16 protein-coding genes and 1 pseudogene are annotated in these 14,652 nt (G+C 69.8%); 9 read left to right on the plus strand and 8 right to left on the minus strand.

Features of this window, described 5'->3' with window-relative positions; translation table 11 throughout:
- Nucleotides 1-60: 60 nt before the first annotated feature.
- The 4 genes and pseudogenes from Aiant_RS41570 to Aiant_RS41585 form a co-directional block, all read right to left on the minus strand.
- Nucleotides 61-954: pseudogene (locus tag Aiant_RS41570) on the minus strand (IS982 family transposase).
- Between the two features lie 166 nt (nt 955-1,120).
- Nucleotides 1,121-1,930: an extracellular catalytic domain type 1 short-chain-length polyhydroxyalkanoate depolymerase gene (locus tag Aiant_RS41575; RefSeq protein ID WP_229829975.1), complete on the minus strand. Its 810-nt coding sequence runs from the start codon at nt 1,928-1,930 to the stop codon at nt 1,121-1,123.
- Between the two features lie 218 nt (nt 1,931-2,148).
- Nucleotides 2,149-3,144, minus strand: a complete 996-nt coding sequence (locus Aiant_RS41580; RefSeq protein ID WP_189330127.1) for a glycosyl hydrolase — start codon at nt 3,142-3,144, stop codon at nt 2,149-2,151.
- Nucleotides 3,145-3,235: 91 nt separating this feature from the next.
- A complete protein-coding gene (locus Aiant_RS41585) occupies nt 3,236-4,216 on the minus strand; it encodes an aldo/keto reductase (RefSeq protein WP_189330128.1) in 981 nt (326 codons plus the stop codon).
- A gap of 102 nt (nt 4,217-4,318) precedes the next feature.
- Here Aiant_RS41585 and Aiant_RS41590 point away from each other — a divergent pair, with 102 nt between their 5' ends.
- Nucleotides 4,319-5,206, plus strand: coding sequence for a helix-turn-helix transcriptional regulator (locus Aiant_RS41590; protein WP_189330129.1), 888 nt, complete (start codon nt 4,319-4,321; stop codon nt 5,204-5,206).
- A gap of 438 nt (nt 5,207-5,644) precedes the next feature.
- Nucleotides 5,645-6,130, plus strand: a complete 486-nt coding sequence (locus Aiant_RS41595) for a hypothetical protein (RefSeq protein WP_189330130.1) — start codon at nt 5,645-5,647, stop codon at nt 6,128-6,130.
- Nucleotide 6,131: 1 nt separating this feature from the next.
- On the opposite strand, the gene Aiant_RS41600 is transcribed toward Aiant_RS41595, so the two are convergent.
- The gene (locus tag Aiant_RS41600; RefSeq protein ID WP_189330131.1) at nt 6,132-6,959 is read right to left on the minus strand and encodes a LacI family DNA-binding transcriptional regulator; all 828 of its coding nucleotides are present in this window, start codon (nt 6,957-6,959) and stop codon (nt 6,132-6,134) included.
- 78 nt (nt 6,960-7,037) lie between these two features.
- Here Aiant_RS41600 and Aiant_RS41605 point away from each other — a divergent pair, with 78 nt between their 5' ends.
- The 3 genes from Aiant_RS41605 (at nt 7,038) to Aiant_RS41615 (ending at nt 9,897) form a co-directional block, all read left to right on the plus strand.
- The gene (locus Aiant_RS41605) at nt 7,038-8,216 is read left to right on the plus strand and encodes an ROK family transcriptional regulator (RefSeq protein ID WP_189330132.1); all 1,179 of its coding nucleotides are present in this window, start codon (nt 7,038-7,040) and stop codon (nt 8,214-8,216) included.
- 77 nt (nt 8,217-8,293) lie between these two features.
- The gene (locus Aiant_RS41610; RefSeq protein ID WP_189330133.1) at nt 8,294-8,896 is read left to right on the plus strand and encodes an RNA polymerase sigma factor; all 603 of its coding nucleotides are present in this window, start codon (nt 8,294-8,296) and stop codon (nt 8,894-8,896) included.
- Nucleotides 8,896-9,897, plus strand: a complete 1,002-nt coding sequence (locus Aiant_RS41615; protein ID WP_189330134.1) for a CU044_5270 family protein — start codon at nt 8,896-8,898, stop codon at nt 9,895-9,897. The genes Aiant_RS41610 and Aiant_RS41615 overlap by 1 nt, the downstream gene beginning before the upstream one ends.
- Here Aiant_RS41615 and Aiant_RS41620 read toward each other — a convergent pair.
- Nucleotides 9,876-10,586 (minus strand): AraC family transcriptional regulator, encoded by a 711-nt coding sequence (locus Aiant_RS41620; protein WP_212847336.1) that lies wholly within the window; start codon nt 10,584-10,586, stop codon nt 9,876-9,878. The genes Aiant_RS41615 and Aiant_RS41620 overlap by 22 nt on opposite strands.
- 125 nt (nt 10,587-10,711) lie before the next feature.
- Here Aiant_RS41620 and Aiant_RS41625 point away from each other — a divergent pair, with 125 nt between their 5' ends.
- Nucleotides 10,712-11,215: a VOC family protein gene (locus tag Aiant_RS41625; RefSeq protein ID WP_189330136.1), complete on the plus strand. Its 504-nt coding sequence runs from the start codon at nt 10,712-10,714 to the stop codon at nt 11,213-11,215.
- 269 nt (nt 11,216-11,484) lie between these two features.
- The gene (locus Aiant_RS41630; protein ID WP_189330137.1) at nt 11,485-12,024 is read left to right on the plus strand and encodes a hypothetical protein; all 540 of its coding nucleotides are present in this window, start codon (nt 11,485-11,487) and stop codon (nt 12,022-12,024) included.
- 64 nt (nt 12,025-12,088) lie between these two features.
- On the opposite strand, the gene Aiant_RS41635 is transcribed toward Aiant_RS41630, so the two are convergent.
- Nucleotides 12,089-12,448, minus strand: coding sequence for a YciI family protein (locus tag Aiant_RS41635; protein WP_189330138.1), 360 nt, complete (start codon nt 12,446-12,448; stop codon nt 12,089-12,091).
- A gap of 37 nt (nt 12,449-12,485) precedes the next feature.
- On the opposite strand from Aiant_RS41635, the gene Aiant_RS41640 reads away from it, so the two are divergent.
- Both Aiant_RS41640 and Aiant_RS41645 read left to right on the plus strand, forming a co-directional pair.
- On the plus strand, nt 12,486-13,037 hold the full coding sequence (locus Aiant_RS41640) for a sugar O-acetyltransferase (protein ID WP_189330139.1): 552 nt from the start codon (nt 12,486-12,488) through the stop codon (nt 13,035-13,037).
- 111 nt (nt 13,038-13,148) lie between these two features.
- Nucleotides 13,149-13,826 (plus strand): hypothetical protein, encoded by a 678-nt coding sequence (locus Aiant_RS41645; RefSeq protein WP_189330140.1) that lies wholly within the window; start codon nt 13,149-13,151, stop codon nt 13,824-13,826.
- An 8-nt stretch (nt 13,827-13,834) separates the two neighbouring features.
- Here the strand turns inward: Aiant_RS41645 and Aiant_RS41650 are convergent, their stop codons facing one another.
- Nucleotides 13,835-14,437 carry a hypothetical protein gene (locus Aiant_RS41650; RefSeq protein WP_189330141.1) on the minus strand — a complete coding sequence of 201 codons (603 nt, stop codon included), beginning with the start codon at nt 14,435-14,437 and terminating at the stop codon, nt 13,835-13,837.
- Nucleotides 14,438-14,652: the final 215 nt, after the last annotated feature.

Here is a 14,652-nt window from a genome sequence, read left to right on the forward strand (position 1 = left end):
AGCGGGAAGGGCGCTCGCCAACCGCCATTGGCGCTTTAGACGAGTAAGTCCTATCTGAGATCAGTGGTCATACGCGATTAGTGACCTGGTCAGAGGCTGTCCGGTTGCCCGGTTGTGCCAGATCGCTGCGGTCATGGCGAGGAGGCGTTGGGCGATGCGGGCGCCGACGCCTTCGATGCTGCGGCCGCCGTGCAGTTCGAGGTCGAGCTGACCTTTAAGTGTCTCGTTGACCGATTCGATGAGCTGGCGAACGGGCTTGAGCAGGTGTTCTCCGGGGTGCGGGGTCCGGTTGCGGTATGACGGCCGTAGTAGCCGGGCTCCGCGCTCAGCCAGCCATCGGTCGAGCTCGGCGGAGACGTATCCCTTGTCCGCGATGATCAACTGTCCGGGCCGAGAAGCGAGCAGGTTGGGGTCCTCTTCCAGCGCTGCGGTCAAAACGTGCCGCTCGTCGGTCTTCGCAGTGGCCAGGGACCAGGCGATCGGCAGGCCTGCGGGCGTGCAGACCAAATGCAGGCGCAGGCCCCAGAAGAATCGGGAGTGTGAGGCGCAGTAGCCGTAGCCGGACCAGCCGGCCAGGTCAGAGCGTTTTACGGTGGGTCGGGATCGGCCGCACTCGACCGGGGTGGAGTCGGTGACCCACACGTCGTCGTGCCACAGGCAGTGTCTGAGGCGATCAGTCGAATGGCCTTCTTGAGCAGCGGCAACGCAGCTCGGAGCCGCTTGTTGGAGCCGGACTGGTGGGGCAGGTAGGGAAACGCGCCGGGCAGGTGCCGGGGAAGAAATCGCAGCCAGCGAGCCTCGGAGCGAATCCCGAGCAGGACTTGGGCTACCGCCATGGTCAGTAGCTCAGCATCGGACAGCTTCGGCGGCCTACCGATCCGGCGCGGTTGCCCCGAGCCAGTCGTCGATCTTCACGTGTAGTGCGGTGACAAGGGTGTTGATGTCTGTCGTCACAAACAGATCATCGACACCCTTCTCCTGGTCACATGGGCTGTGGGAGTTGCCAGTTGTCGCCGTACAGGGGCGCGAACCCAACTGAGGATCAGTTAGGACTTACTCGTCTAGTCCACCGAGTGTCCCGGCCCGGGCGGGCATCGATGGTGCCGCCCGGGCCGGGATGTCAGGAGAGGGGTAGTTGGTGGCGACGGAAGAATTGCCACATCAGATCGTTGGCGCTGATCTCCTGGGTGACCGTGCCGTTGCCGTTGTCGATCGGGGTGCCGGGCCAGGTGTGGCCGCCGTTCGCGACGGTGAAGAGGCCGACTTCCGCACCACGAGCACAGTGACGGTACGACGTGAGCGTCACGTTCGTGCTCACCTCGACCGTCCGGGCCTCGCCGTGGCAGCGGTTGAGTTGTGCCCACCGCTGCTGCGCCGCCGCCACCGAGTACTGCCAGTACGGTGAGCCACCGCCCGGATAGGGGTTGGTGTAGTCCTGCCGGCCGTGGAACGTGAGCACCGGCATCGGTCGCGACGGCCGGCACGACGCCGGATCGACGCGTGTCGGGTCGAGTGGGTCCGGGCGTCCGGCGCGCAGGCCGGCGACCGGGGCGATCGCGGCGAGCAGGTCGGCCCGGTGGCACGCGAGCGCCGAGATCATCCGGCCGCCGCCGGAGTATCCGGTGCCGTAGACGCGGCGGGGATCGCCGCACAGCGACCGGACCGCCGTGGCGATCACCTGGCTGAGGAAGGCGACGTCGTCGCGGGCGTCGGCCGGAGGAGTGCCGACGCCGGGAACGTTCCAGGCGAAGCCCGCGGCGGCCGGGATGGTGCCGCTGGGCGCCACGACCAGGAAGCGGCCCGCGTCGGCGGCGGGCGCCAGGTTGCTGTAGTGCAGCTGGTTGCTGCCGGTGCTCTGCGTGCCGTGCAGGTTGACGACGATCGGCAGCCGGGTGGTGGCCCGCGCGCCGGCCGGGACGTAGACGGTCACCGGGTAGTCCGTGCCGCCGAAGGGACGGTGAGCGTCTGCTCGCCCGGGGTGGCCGAGCGGCGGCAGGAGGCGGAACCGGGGCTCGCCGCGGCCGGGGCGGCGGAGAGGAGAGACAGGGAAACGGCTGTCATGACGTACGCGAAAAGTCTTTGCATCGGTGCCTTTCATGGGGTGGTGGCCGCCCGCTCGTGGGCGGACGGCCACCACGGAAGGGCCGGTCAGAAGTGGACTTCGCCCTGGTTGAGGACGCGGGGGAGGAAGTAGGCCGTCTGGATCTCGGCGTTGGTGTTGTTGCCGCGCAGCTGCTCGGACCAAATCATGAAGTAGGTCCACTTCGGCTGGCTGCTGAGCAGGGACGCGGTCGGGACCTTGCCCATCTCGGCGATCGCGATCGGCTTGCCCGCGGCGATCGACTGGATCTGCGAGTAGTCCGACGACGACGGGTAGCTCTTGTACCAGGCGTCGAGCGTGACCACGTCGACGTAGTTGCTGCCCGGGTAGTACTGCGACCAGTTGGCGGTCGGGTTGTCCTGGACGTTCCACACCCAGATCAGGTTGTCCAGGCCCTGGGAGTCGAAGTAGTCCTTCATCTGCTGGTAGATCTTGGCGGAGCCGTTGGCGCCCGGCCGGTGACCCCACCAGTTCCAGCTCTCGTTCATCTCGTGGAACGGCCGCCAGAGCACCGGGACGCCGGCGTCCTTCAACTGCTTCAGATACGGTACGACCGCGGCCATCCGGCTGCGCCACGTCTGGTTGAGCGCGGTGCCGCCGGTGACGATCTGCTGGAACTGCGCGTCGGTGATGCTGGTCTTGACGCCGCCGTCGAAGTTGCAGGTCGCGCCGACGGTGGGGGAGCAGGCGTGCCAGGTGAGGGCGACCAGTGAGCCGTTCGCCCACTCGGTCTTGGCCTGGTTGATCACGCTCTGCCGGTTGGCGATGTCGGTGCTGGTGAACATCATGTCGCCACCCCAGAGGCCCGGCCACTGGCCGGTGATGTCGTGCACCTGCTGGGTGTACTGGCCGGGCTGGCTGGCCGGCTCCTTGTTGTGCTGCCCGGAGACGATCGACGTGCCGGTGATCGACTTCAGGTAGTTGACGACGGTGGACTTGGGGGTGGCCGCGAAGGCTTCCGCCTGGGACGCGTTGTGGACCATGCCGGCGGTGATCAGTGCCAGCGTGGCCCCGACAGCCCAGACGGGCCGGGGGATCTTCATGTGGAACCTCCGTTGGGGACGGACTTCCTCGGTGCGCGGCCCAGCATGCGACCCGTGTTACCACCATGTCAAGATTAGATTATTAATTTAATCACTCATCGAGAGTCGCTGCGGCGGGCGGCAACTCCTGCTCCCACCAGCCGCGGGTGTTGACGTCGGCGGCGTTGGCCAGCGCCTCCAGCTCCGCGACCTCCGCAGCGGTGAGATCCATGCCGCGCGCTCGGATCAACCCGTCGACGTAGCTCTCCTTCGTGACGCCGATGATCGGGGTGGTGCCCTTGGCGATGGCCCAGGCGGTGGCCACGTCGGCGGCGGACGCACCTCGCGCCGCGCCGATCGCGCGCATCCGGTCCGTCAGGGCCTGGAGCCTGGGCAGGATGCTGTTGTACGCGGCCGCCCGGTTGGTGCCCGCCGGCAACGGATGGGCCGGGCCGTACCTTCCGCTCAGTGCTCCCTGCTCCAGGACCATGTAGGAGAAGAACCGCACGTCATGCTCGCGGCAGTGGTCGAGAATGCCGGCGCGCTCGGAGTTGCGGTACAGCAGGCTGTAGTGGTTCTGGACCGCCTCCACGCGGAAGCCGGCCGCGCCGAGGATCTCGTCCGCGAGGGCGATCTGCTGCAGGTTGTGGTTCGAGACGCCGACATGCTTGATCTTGCCGCTGCGCAACAGCGGAATCAGGAGCGGCGTCCAGCGGGCCACGTCGGCGGGGTTGTGGATCCAGTACAGGTCGACATATTCCGTACGCAAGCGGTTCAGGCTCTGCTCCAGCATGTCCGCGACCGGATCGGCGCCGTCGCTTGCGGCTTGCGGGGTGAACTTCGTCGAGAGCTGGTACTCGCTGCGGTCGTAGCCCGTCAGTGCCTGCGCGAGGACCGTCTCCGAGTGGCCCATGCCGTACACCACCGCGGTGTCCCACAAGGTGAATCCGCCGGCGTGCGCCTTCTCGACGACCTCGCGCAGGCCGGACGCGGTCAGCTCGCTGCCGAAGTAGCCGTCGCCCGCCTCGCCGCTGTCGCCCCACGCCCAGGTGCCCAGCGCCGCCGCCGGAACTGTCAGTGTCTTGCTCGTCATGTCACCCAGCAAACCGTGGTGGTCGCGGCCGGAGAAGGTCGCGTTCATGGGGGTACAACCTCTACCCCCTTCGCGGCCTGACCAGCGGATACCGTCAGCACCATGGACCATCGCGGCGAAATCCGGGACTTCCTCACCAGCCGGCGCGCCAAGATCACCCCGGCGCAGGCGGGACTGCCGGCCGGCGCTCGCCGCCGGGTCCCCGGGCTGCGGCGCGAGGAGGTCGCCGTGCTCGCCGGGGTGAGCACGGAGTGGTACACGCGGCTGGAGAAGGGACACATCGGCGGCGTGTCGGAGGAGGTCCTCGACGCGGTCGCCCGCGCCCTGAGGCTGGACGACGACGAACGCACCTACCTGTTCGATGTGGCCCGGTCGTCGCGAGCCGGGAGTCGCACGCCGTCGCGTCGCCGGGACGTCGAGGTCCCGCCCCGAGTCCAGTGGATGCTCGACTCGGTGACGATGTCCGCGGCATTCGTCCGCAACGGGCGCACCGACGTCATCGCCGGCAACTGTCTGGCCCGGGCTGTGTTCGCGCCGATGTTCGGCAGCGCCACCGTCGACAAGCGCGGCCGGCCCAACGTCGCCCGCTACATCTTCCTCGATCACGGCGCCCACGACTTCTTCGTCGACTGGAACGCCGCGGGCAGCGCCACCGCGGCCCTGCTGCGCGCCGAGGCCGCTCGCGAGCCCCACGACCGGGCGCTGCGCGATCTGATCGGCGAGTTGTCCACGCTCAGCCCCGAGTTCCGCGACCGGTGGGCCGCGCACGACGTGCTGATCCGCCATGACGGCGTCAAACGGCTCCGGCATCCCGAGGTGGGCCACCTGGAGTTGACCTTCCAGGACCTCGACCTGCCGCTCGCCGGCCGAGCCGTGCACAACCTGATCACCTACACCGCCGAGCCGGGCACCGCGTCCGAGGACCGCCTCAAACTCCTCACCAGCTGGTCAGCCACCCCGGCGACGATCGAGGTAGGCGCGGAACATTAGACGGCGGTCGGTGACTCCGGTTCGCGGGAAAGGCTGAAGTGCGGCTCCAGCCTGCCGAAAGCATGGGCCATGACGCCCCCGCCACGACGCCGCCGGCTGGCCGTGTGGGCGGGTGTGATCGTGGCCGTCGCCGCGACGGCAGCCGCCGTCAGAGCCGCTCGCGCCCGGCACTCGCGGCCCATCGTGACCACAGACCGTGAAGAGGGCCCGGCCCCGGCGGAAAGCGCGGCACCGGTGCGCCGGACCCACCTGAGGCGCCGATATGCGGTGGTCGCCACCGCTGCCGTGATCGTCGTCGTGAGCGGACTGGCATGGGACCGAGGCACCGACCGGTCATCGGTGACCGCCATCCACCCGATGGTCGACGAACCCGCTCTCCTGCTCCAGCCCGGTGGCCTCCTACGCACGCGGTCCACGCCGTCACCCCCGTTCGGCCCCATGGAGCTGCTCGAACAGGTGCCGTGGGAGCCGTACTCGGGCCCGACCCGCGCCGCCCAACTACCGCGCGCCGTCAAGGTCGCGGCCGGGACGACCGTCCGGCTGGGTGAGGCCGTGACCATCGGGTCGCTCAAGTTCACGGCAACCCGGCTGGCCGACGACCAGGTCGACCCGGAGCCGATGAACTGGTATCCGGAGCCGGCCAAGGGCAACCGGCTGGTGGGATACCTCCTCGACATCCAGAACGTCGGCACCACCCCCTACGTCGGCGAGCCCAGCGACTTCGGCTGGTTGTCCGACAGCCGCGGCCACTGGCTCGACCCCCTCGACGCGGAGGGCTGGCCGATCGCTCTCCGGCTCAACCCGGGCTGGTCGGGCCAGCGAGAGTTCGCCTTCGAGGTGAGCGCGTCGCGCAAGCTGACCCGGCTGCGGCTCACGCTGCGGCCGGGCGTGGCGAGCCAGACCGTCGAGTGGAAGCTGAGCTGACTCAGTTGGTGCTGGCGCGGGCCACCAGGTGGGCGGCGGGAGCCTGATAGACCGCGGGTGGCTTGCCGGCCATCGCGTCCAGCATGGCGTTCGCGGCGAGCTCGCCGATGCCCGCCACGTCGTGGCTGATCGCCGACAGCGGTGGTGTCGCCAGCTGGCACAGGGACGAGTCGTCCCAGGCGACCACCGACATGTCCGCCGGGACGGCCAGGCCGCGTTCCCGCAGGGCGTCGAGGACGGCCAGGGCCATCAGGTCGTTGTCGCAGACGATCGCGGTGGGACCGGCGGCCAGCAGCTCGGCGACGGCGGCGCGGCCCGACTCGTACGAATAATCGCCCTCGGCCTGCACCAGCCTGACGCCCAGCGCCGCGGCCTCGGCCTGCGCCCCCTGCCGGCGCAGCCGGCTGTGCACGAAGCCGAGCGGCCCGCTGAGCTGGCCGATCACCTGGTGCCCGCGGCCGGCCAGGAACCGGATCGCGTCCCGCGCATAACCGGCGTCGTCGGTCCACACCGTCGGCAGCCCGTCCGCGGCGGACGGGGCGCCGAGCACCACGGCGGGCAGCCCGAGCCGGTCCACCAGCGCGACCCGGTCGTCGTCCGGCCCGAGGTCGACCAGGATCACCCCGTCGATCCGGCGGCGCTCGGCCCAGCGTTCGTAGGTGTCGTTCTCCGCCTGCCGGTCGGTCACCACCTTGACCAGGACGGAGACCCCGGCCGGGGTCAGCACACGCTCCAGTCCCTCGATGAACTCGTGGTAGAACGGCTCTTCGCCGAGCACCCGCGACGCCCGCGCGAGAACCAGACCGACCCGCCGTTGCGCCTGTGCCACGGTTCCTCCGTACTCGTTCCGACGACAGGTACGGTATCGCCTGACAGGTGGCGGTACGCGAAACGGAGACCATACGACATGGCACGTCGAGAAACCTCCGTGGCCGGGCCGGGCAGCCGCGCCCTGGTCGTGGACGTCGTCCGCTCGGCCGTGTCGATCAGCCGGGTGGAGCTCGCCGAGCGCACCGGCCTCACCCAGCCGTCGATCTCCAACATCGTGCGTGACCTGATCGCCGACGGCGTGATCCACGAGACCGGGTCGGCCGACTCGGTCCGGGGCAAGCCGCGCAAGCTGCTCGCGATCACCGCCGCCAACCGGTTCGGCATCGGGTTCCAGCTCGGCCCGGACACGGTGACCTGCGTGGCGATCGACCTGACCGGCGGCGTGGTCGGCCGGGAGGTCGTGCCGTTCGACGGGGCGGATCTGCCGGAGCGGCTGGCCGAGCGGTTCGACGACTTCATGGCCGACCTCGACCTGCCCCGGGACCGGATCGAGGGGCTGGCGATCGTGGCGCCGACCGCCCGCCCCGGTGACGAGGGGGCCGGGCCGGAGTGGGCCGCCGTGCGGGCCGCGCTCGCCGAGCGGCTGGGCATTCCGGTGCTGGTGGAGAATGACGCGGCCGCCGCGGCGCTCGGGGAGTTCTGGAGCCGGCGGGTGTCGCGGGAGCAGGCGTTCGGCAGTGTCTACCTGTCGTCCGGGATCGGCGCGGGGCTGGTCTTCGGCGGGGCGCTGCATCGCGGGGCGAGCTTCGACGCGGGCGAGCTGGGGCACGTGTCGATCGCCTTCGACGGGCGGGAGTGCCCGTGCGGCAACCGCGGCTGCGTCGAGCGGTATGCCTCGATGGCGGCGACGGTGGACGCGGCGCGCGCGGCCGGGCTGACGGTCGAGCAGAAGACGATGTTCAGTGCGTACGATGCGATCGCGCATGCCGCGGTCAGCGGCGATCCGCAAGCATTCGCGATCCTGGACCGGGCGGCGACCTATCTGAGCGTCGCGGTGACCTCGATGGTCAACCTGCTCGACCTCGGGCGGGTCGTGCTGACCGGGCCGGGGATGGCGGTGGCCGGGTCGATCTACGCGCGGCGGCTGCGCGCGGCGCTGGCCGGGACGGCGCACGCCCGGCACCGGCACGAGATCGTGGTCGAATTGTCGGCGCAGCCCCGGGACGCGGCCGGGATCGGTGCCGCGGCGCTGGTCGTGCAGGCGTCGATCGCGCCCGGCCACACCCCCGGATTGCCCGCTGCCGACGACGCCTGAAAAACCCGCGAACACTTTTCGCCGCATCGGCGAAGTACCCGTGTGAAGGACACGACGGGGAAAGGTTCGGTGGTGACGTGGTCGTGACGCAGCCGGACATCACGGGGTTGGGCTCCGATGCGGACCTCATCGAGCAGGCGAAGCGGGTGCCCGAGCGGTTCACCGCCATTTTCGACCGGCATTATCAGACCATTTTTTCGTACGTGGCGCGGCGCCTCGGTCCCGACCTGGCCGAGGATGTCGCGTCCGAGACCTTCCTGATCGCCTTCGACCGGCGGCAGAGCTTCGACGCGGATCACGGGGATGCGCGGCCATGGCTGTTCGGCATTGCTTCCAACCTTGTCGCCCGCCACGTCCGCGCTGAATCGCGTCGCTACCGGGCCCTCGCCCGGGCCGGCGAACAGGACCTCGGTGAGCAGCGCGGCACCGAGTACAACCTGGCCGGCACGGTCGCCGGGCGCCTCGACGCGGCGGCCGTCCGCGGGCGGCTCGCCGAGGCGCTGGAGAAGTTGCCCGAGCCGGTCCGTGCCGTGCTGCTGCTGGTCGCCTGGGCCGGGCTCAACCAGCAGGAGGCCGCGGTGGCCCTGGGCATTCCCGCGGGCACGGCCAGATCCCGGCTGCACCGGGCACGACAGGCGATGCGACAGGCGCTGGGCACGGAGATCGAGATGGGGGAGTGATGGACGAGATCAGCATGCTGCGCGAGACTTTCGACCCGGACACGGCGCCTTCTCCGGAGGCGGAGCAGCGGGCCCGGGCCGCCCTGCACGACCGGATCGCCGCGGCCGGCCGGGTCCGGCGGCGCTGGCGGTTACGGATGCGGTTCCCGATCGCCATCGGCGTGGCTGGTGCCGCGGCGGTCGCGGCGGCCTTCGTGATCACCGGCCACGGCGGGGTGGTGACCCCGGCGGTGCCGACGCCGGCCGTGCGGCAGGAGCAGGGCGACAGCCCGGTGGCGGCGATGCCGTTCCTGAAGCCGGTCAGCGCCGCGCAGTACCTGGAGAACGCGGCGTGGACGGTCGAACGGCAGCCGTGGATCGACCCGGAGCCGGGCCAGTACATGTACATCGAGACCCGTGAGCTGCGCAACCCCGCCGGGTACGAGAACAAGTATCCGAACGGCAGCCTGATCCCCGGCAAGGCGAAGTACCGGACGATCCAGGACTGGAACCGGGTCGACGGCAAGGTCTGGGCGCGCACGCTCAACACCGGCAAGATCGTCGTGGACCGGTGGGGCAAGAACGGCGTGTATTGGGACCGGTTCGCCTGGTCCGAGCTGCGCGGCCTGACCACGCCGGAGAAGGTGCGGCACTTCATCGACCATCCGTCGGGCAACTTCGGGCAGAGTCCCGACGCCCTGATCGGCCAGTACGTGTTGCCGCCGAAGGTCGAGGCCGCCTTCTTCCGCTACCTCGCCCAGCAGCCCGGCATGAAGCTCAACCCGGACGCGGTGAACATCGACGGCCGCCCGGCGATCGGCCTGGGCCGGATCGAGGAGGGCTACCTGTCCCAGGAGTTGCTGTTCGACAAGGAGACCTACCGGCTGATCGGTGATCGCCTGGTCGCCATCGCCGACGAGAAGGGCGGCCCGGACGCCACCCGCAAGGGCGACGTCCTGCGGCAGGTGATTTACACCAAGAAGGTCATCGTCGACAAGCTTTACGACACCCGGTCGCGATAGGTGCTCAGGGTGAGACCGAGGACCGACCGGAACTCGTTGGCGAGATGAGCATGGTCGCTGTAGCCGAGATCCGCGGCGACAGCGGCCAGGTTCGTCTCCGGGTCGGTGCGCAGCCGCTCGGCGGCCTCCTGCAACCGGCGCCGCCGGATCATCATCAACGGCGTCAGCCCGACGTACCGGTTCGCGAGCCGCTGCAACGTCCGAGCCGAGATGCGCAGGCGCTCGGTCGCGTCCCGGACTGTGCGGATCTGCGGGTCACCGTCGATCAGGGCGGCCATCTCGTTGGCCAGCAGCGCCTCACGATCCGGCGCCGGCACCTCAGCGGCGAGCCAGGCACTGAACGCGTCGACCGCCCGACGCCGCCGGGTCGGCGGATCCCCGGGCCCGGTCATCGCGCCGCTCACGGCCGCATGCAGCACATCAAGATCCAATTTACGGTACGTGTCCCGCAGCGTCCCCGGATCCGGGGCCAGGTGCGGCACCGCCGCCGGGAGCAGTAACGCCCCGACCGCCCACCCCGTCCCGGTCAGATCCCGATGGGAACTGCGCGTCGTCGGCCCGGCCAGGTGCACCGCGTCCGGCTCGACGACCAGGTTGCACGCCGGGAACGCGATCACCTGCTGGCGCGACGACCGCCCCGGCTGGATCTGCCACTCGGGAATCCAGAACCACCGCACCAGCAGCGCCACCTCATCGGGCGGCGCGACCCGCTCGAAGGTGGGCAGCCGTGCGGGGTAGAGCACACCCCGCGGCTGTGGTTCCTGTCGCGTATCTTCAAGCCGCTCCGGGCTGGGCATTCCTACGATCCTGACCTATGACTGAGACGAACAAGGCTGCTGACGGCCAGTACACCACGAACGGCACCCCGCACGGTTCCACCAGCCTCACCCCCTTCCTGGTCATTCCGGACGCCCGCGGGGCCATCGACTTCTACGTCAAGGTCTTCGGTGCCCGGGTGGTCGACGTGACCGAGTTCGGTGGCATGGTGGCGCACGCCGTCCTCGACTTCGGCAACGGCATGCTCCAGCTCGGTGAGCCGAGCCCGGATTACCAGCTGATCGCGCCGCCGGCGGGGGACGGCGACTGCTACTCGATGGGGTTGTACTGCCCGGACGTCGACGCGGTGGTCGCCCAGGCGGAGGCGGCCGGTGCTGTCGTGCGAGAGGCGCCGTCGACGTTCGTGTCCGGGGACCGGTTCGCCAGCATCCGTGACCCGTTCGGGGTGCGGTGGTCCGTCCTGACCCGGGTCGAGGACCTGTCCGAGGAGGAGAGCGCGCGCCGGGTGGCGGCCTGGGCGGAGCAGCAGCAGTCAAGCTGACCGGGTATTCCTTCAGAGCCGGGCGACGCTCCCGATCACCGAGGTCGCCCGGCCCGGTGAGTAAGGCAGCGGCGCCCACCGCTCCGGGTCGTTCCGTCCGACCCGCTCTGTCAGGCTGGCGACTTGTGGGCTGCCCGCCTCGGCGCACCACGAGTACGGTCGTCATCGAGATGGCCTGCGTGTCCCGGGAGCCGGGGACGATGAACTCGATCTCGTACTTCGAAGCGTGGCGTCAGTGGTTCGCCGGACAAGACGTCCGAGGTTCCTCGATGCTCGGCGTGCAGATCCTCTGGTGGGGCCGGATCGGCAAAATCGTTTCGATGGCCGGCGCGTTGACGATCCTGGCGGACTTGGCGGGGCCGGCGAGGCTGAGCGCGTTCGGCAGCAATCTGGAGGAGGTCTTCAAGGCCCTCAGTTGGCTACCGATGTACCTGCTGCGGAGGACGGGCCTCGTCAATTTCGGCGAGGACGTGCACAGTGGCGTGGCGAACTTCGTTGCCTTCCTCATGCTGCTTTCCGGGTATGCCTACCTCGTCCAGCAGTTCCTCTGGTCGAACCTACGAGAACGCTACGGCGTCGTGATCGGTGCATTCTTCGTCGTCGTCCTGTGGGTCGTCTTCTGCCTCGCCGTCATCAGCGCATCGGCTCTCGCCGCGGCGATCCCGATATTCCTCGGTTGGGCGCTCGACAAGCTGGTCATCGGGCCGTTGGCCAGGGTGCTTTCGTCCGGCACGGCAGCCAAGCGCATCGAGGTGACCGGACTGCTGGTGACACTACTGGGATTCCATTTCGACCTGCTGTCCTCGTAGCCGGCTACCACGTGCGGCGCGTGTTTGGTCGAGACACTCGACGGAGCGTGACGTGACGTCGCGGTCAGGACGTGAGGACCGGGCGGACCTCGACCCAGCCGTCGATGACCGGGATCATGCGGCCGATCCAGACGGCGTGGTCCAGGTCCGAGGCCTCGACCAGGAAGTAACCGGCCAGGGTCGGCTCGGTGCCGGCCAGTGAGCCGCCGACCGGGACGTTGTCGCGGATCGACACGGCGTGGGACGGCGGCCCCATGGCGTTGCCGGCCAGGATCCGGGCGCCGGTCTCGGCGATCTGGCGGGGCAGGCGCAGGTGGGCTTCAAGGACGGTGGGCGGGGCGGCCAGTGCGCTCTCCGGGGCCTCACGCTCGTAGATGAGGATCATGAATTGTGGCAGAGGCGACTGCTGTTCCGGCGAGTCCACGGGCTGACGGTAGCAGCGGCCGTGCCACCATCGGCGCGTGCGTAACGAGCAACGTCTGCGGACGCGGACGCCGGAGTCCCGAGCCTTCGCGCAGCGCGTCAACCTCGCCATGAGCCTGTCCGCGCGCCTCAACGCGCTGCCGTTCGACGACCTCGACGCGCGCAAGGCGGTGCTGACCGAGATCTTCGGCGGGCCGGTGCCCGAGTCGCTGTCCATCCTGCCGCCGTTCCACTGTGACTACGGGCTGGGCGCGACGTTCGGGGAGCGGGTGTTCATCAACCAGGGCTGCTTCTTCCTCGACTACGGCGGCATCACCATCGGCGACCGGGTCATGATCGGGCCGCGGGTGACGCTGAGCACCGCCGGGCATCCCGTCGAGGTCGGCGAGCGGTACGACTTCATCACCCACGCGCCGATCGTGATCGAGGACGACGTGTGGATCGGGGCGGCGGTCACGGTCACGCCCGGGGTGACGATCGGGCACGGGTCGGTCGTCGGGGCGGGCGCCGTCGTGGCGAAGGACGTGCCGCCACTGAGCGTGGTGACCGCGACCAGCATCGTCGAGCGCAAGCGGCTGAAGCCGAGCTGACGACCGGCCGGCGTGTCGCGCACCCGACTGCCCCGTATCTCCGCTCGTCCAGCGCCGTCTCCTCGGTGCGCCGGTCCTCAGAAGCGGCCGGGCGAACCGAAGGAGGGGACGATGCTTCAGAGTTGGGCGAACTCGTCAGGACAGATCGACTACCCGGGCCTTGCCACGAAACCGGCGGCAGAGCCGCTGTTCAGCGCGGTGGCGGCGGTCCGAAAGCGGCAGGCCGTGCTGCACGGGCTGGAGGGCAGCGGGGTGGAGAAGGACGTCGTCGCCTGGGCGAAGGACCACGGGCTCGGCCCCAGCCTGGTCGGCACGTACGACCCGGAGCGCCCGTGGATCCGGTCGTCGCACTCCGGCACCCCGATCGACGTCAAACTTCCCCAAGGCCCGTACGACTCGACCAAGGCCGCGGGCGCACCGGGCGGCCCGCCCGCCGCCGCCGCGGTGGGACTGATCGTCGGCCCGGCCAACTGGAACTGGCTGGAATCGTCCACCACCGAGCACACGACCGCCAAGAACGCCAAGCTGGTGGCGTCGTACTTCGAGTTCGGCCTGGGCCACATCCCGAAGGTCGACGGCGGCCGGCTGGTCTTCGACCCGTTCAACTACCGGTGGTTCGTCTCCGAGCACTACGCGGTCCAGTACGAGGTGATCAACGTGCCGCCCGCGACCACCGACCCGATCGTCGGCAAGGTGCGCGGCGCCGCCGACAAGGTGGTCACGAACACCGTGTCGTTCGATGTCTTCATCGACGGGCTGTGGCGGAGCTTCCAGACGGCCAAGTTCTGACGGCGTCGTCAGGCGGTGAAGCGGGCGCGGCGGCGACGGGCGATCAGCACCCCCGCCGTGCCCGCACCGAGCAGCAGCAGGCCGAGTCCGCCGATGGTCCCGGCCGCCGAGCCGGTCACCGGCAGGCGCTCCTCGCCCTCGACGACGCGGACCTTGCTGGTGCCGGTGAACGCTTCCACTCCCTTGGCGGAGAACGTGATGGTCACCGTTCCGGTGTCACCCGCCTCGGCGGTCTTGGCGGCTTTCACCACCACCGGCAGGTACTGCTCGATCGTCTCACCCTCGAAGGAGAGCGGGCGCGGATCGGTGCAGACGACGCGGGTCGCCGACGGCTGGTCGCAGTCGCCGCCCCCGATGTCGCTCGGGGCGATGCTGACCCCGGCGACCCCGTTCAGCTCGTAGGAGACCTTCGCGCCGGTGTACGTCGCCGGGCCCTTCGTGGACCAGAGGCTCGGGCCGAGTGGGTCGATGGCGGTGCCGCCCACGGGCACGTCGATGTCCGGGAAGGCGGCCGAGATCGGGTCGCCCTGGTGGGTTCCCCCGGCGTGGACGGGACCCATCGCGGTCGCGATGAGCACGCCGGCCGTCGCCAGCACACCTGTCAGAGCCATGGCCCGTGCCACCTCTCCCGATCATGGGTAACGCGAGGCAGCGTAACCACTGCTCACGCCGTCGGGCGAGAGGACACGCGTGGATGAGCGTGCGGAAGGCCCTCGACGCCGCGGCGGTCGTCGGCGCCCGTGCCTCGCGGGCCACCGGCACTGACGAACGCCATCGGCTACGCGATCCCGGCGCGATCTTCTCCCTGATCTCCGGCTGGGTCGCT

The sequence above is a fragment of the Actinoplanes ianthinogenes genome, from assembly GCF_018324205.1.
Classification (GTDB): Bacteria; Actinomycetota; Actinomycetes; order Mycobacteriales; family Micromonosporaceae; genus Actinoplanes; species Actinoplanes ianthinogenes.